Annotated in this window: 1 protein-coding gene and 1 pseudogene; one reads left to right on the top strand and one right to left on the bottom strand. The window is 72.2% G+C overall.

What is annotated here, in order from left to right:
* Positions 1–380 (top strand): annotated as a pseudogene (locus KBX53_RS30195) (NmrA family transcriptional regulator); the annotation flags it as partial.
* A gap of 10 nt (positions 381–390) precedes the next feature.
* On the opposite strand, the gene KBX53_RS30190 reads toward KBX53_RS30195, so the two are convergent.
* On the bottom strand, positions 391–2,283 hold a 1,893-nt coding region (locus KBX53_RS30190; RefSeq protein WP_210863081.1), incomplete at its 5' end, for a hypothetical protein.

The raw sequence follows: 2,283 nt of genomic DNA, 5'->3' as shown, positions 1-2,283 counted from the left end.
CGGTGGTGCACGCCACCCAGTTCTTCGAGTTCCTCCAGGGCATCATCGACGCCGCCACGGACGGCGACACCGTGCACCTCGCGCCGGTGCTCATCCAGCCGATGGCCGCTGACGACGTGGCGGCCGCGGTGACCGAGGTCGCGCTCGGCGCGCCGACGAACTCCGTGGTCGAGGTCGCTGGTCCGGAGCAGTTCCAGCTCGACGAGTTGGGCCGCTCGCTCCTCGCCGACCAGCAGGATCGCCGCACGGTGGTGGCCGACCCCGACGCCCGGTACTTCGGCGCCAGGCTGAACGAACGCTCGCTCGTTCCGGCCGACGGCGCCCGCACCCCCGGCACCGCCCTGGCCGACTGGCGTGCGGCGGCTGGCCGGGAACGCTGAGCCGGCCCCGCTACCTCGGCGTCGTGGTCGGGCCAGCCCGCCCGCCGAGGCGCCGCACCAGCTCCCGAACCGCCTCGGTGAACGGCTCGTCGGACTCGTCCGGCCAGTGCCCGTGGATGGGTGGGGCGACGCTGTCCCCGGGGGGCGTCACCACATCGCGGGGATCGCGCTGTCGGCGATCGACAGCTGCTGTCGGGTCGCCGGTGGTATCCGGCGCGGGTGACGGATTCGGGGAGAAGATCCAGCCACCGATGGGATCGGTGTCGCGCCACAGGTTCACCCAGCGCCACCCCACCCGCTGGCCGATCTCCTGTAGTGCCGCGTCGTCGAGGTAGGCGGGGAAGGGCCGCGCGCAGAAACGGCGCAGCGGTGATCCGTGGGTGAGCAGGGCGACCCGGTCGCCGATCTGCGGCCGCAGTTGGAGCACCGCGGCGGCGAGCAGAATCGAGCCGTGGCTGTGCCCGGTCAGCAGCACCGCGTCGCCGCGCTCGACCAGGTAGGTGATTCGGCGGGCCAGTTCCGGCACCGCCCGCCTGGAGTAGCAGGGTGGCGCGAACGGGTGGGCGGCCCGGGGCCAGAAGGTGCCAAGGTCCCAGAGGACGCCGATGTAGCGGCGGTACGGCTCGGTCCGGTACGCGAAGATGGCGCCGATGACCAGGCCGAGGATGATTGCCCCGATCACCCAGCTGCTGAGCGCGATGGCGAACGTGATCGCCTCCGCCGGCAATCGGATGTTTCGCTCGATCACGTCGCCCGGCAACTGGCCGAGCAGGCCGACCGTGGTGGTGGCCGTGGCGAGTCCGGCGAGGCAACCGTAGACCACTGCCAACGGCACCAGTTTCTCGGTGAAGCGGGCCCGAGCTATCGCGTCTCGGACCTGCCTCAGGCGGAGCTCGGCCTCGGCCGGCGCGTTCGGGAAGTCGCGCGCGACGATCGCCGCCGCAGCCCGGCGTCGACTCCGGCGGGAGATCAGGATGACCAGAACGGCGACGATCGCGGTGACCACCACCGCGCGGAAGAAGCCGTAGATCGCCCAGGTGAAGGCCCGGGGCGGGCCGGTGGCGATGCCCTCCCCGGTCGGCACGCCGCGATCCAGGAAGTCCGCCACCCGGCAGACCAGCTCTGCGGAGTACGCCACCGCCGTACTGATCCCGGTGGCCGCGACAACGAGAGCGCCCAACCCGAACAGCGGGGTGGCGTCGCGCTCCCGGCTCCGGTACCAGAGCAGCACCACGCCCAGGGCGGCCATCAGTGTCGTCTGAGCCGCGAACACACCGACCACTGTCGGGTCGTAACCGGGCAGCCCGCGCTCCTGCGGCCACGGCCGCGAACTGGTCGACACGTGTGCCACGACGACCACGGTCAGGATGATGGCAGCGGTCCGGAGGGTGCGGGTGACCCGGTCGAGCCGCTGGTCGGCGGGGTACCGGTCCATCAGTGGCGGGGTGCAGAGCATCCCCACGCAGCTCGTCAGGATCACCCCCGTGATCGCCGTCAGCGCGATGGTGGCCGCCGAGGCGTCTCTCGCACCCTGGGCGAGGAGCAGGACGAGGTCCAGCGTCGCGAACGCGGCGGCGACATGGATGGCCCGCAACCGGCCCACCAGCGGCTCGGCGTCCCACTGGCCGACGGTGTCGAGCCGGCAGGCGGAGCCGCCCTGATCGGGTGCGCGAAACGCCTCGAAGGCTCGCCCCGGACGACAGCTGATCAGCCAGATCAGGCCGATCGCGGCGGCCGGGACCAGCGCGAGCACCGCCAGCCGCAGCCCGATCGTCCGCCCACCCAACCAGGACAACCAGCTGCGTCCGGTGAGGCAGCTCGGCGAGGCCAGGCACTTCCAACCGACGAGGTCCAGGGCGACGCCGGCGATGGCGAGCACGTACAGCACGGTGAGCGTGAGCCC

This window comes from Micromonospora sp. M51, from assembly GCF_018070305.1.
Taxonomy (GTDB): domain Bacteria; phylum Actinomycetota; class Actinomycetes; order Mycobacteriales; family Micromonosporaceae; genus Micromonospora; species Micromonospora parva.
Note: the sequence above shows the minus strand (reverse complement) of the source record. Positions and strands in the feature narration are given on the sequence as shown.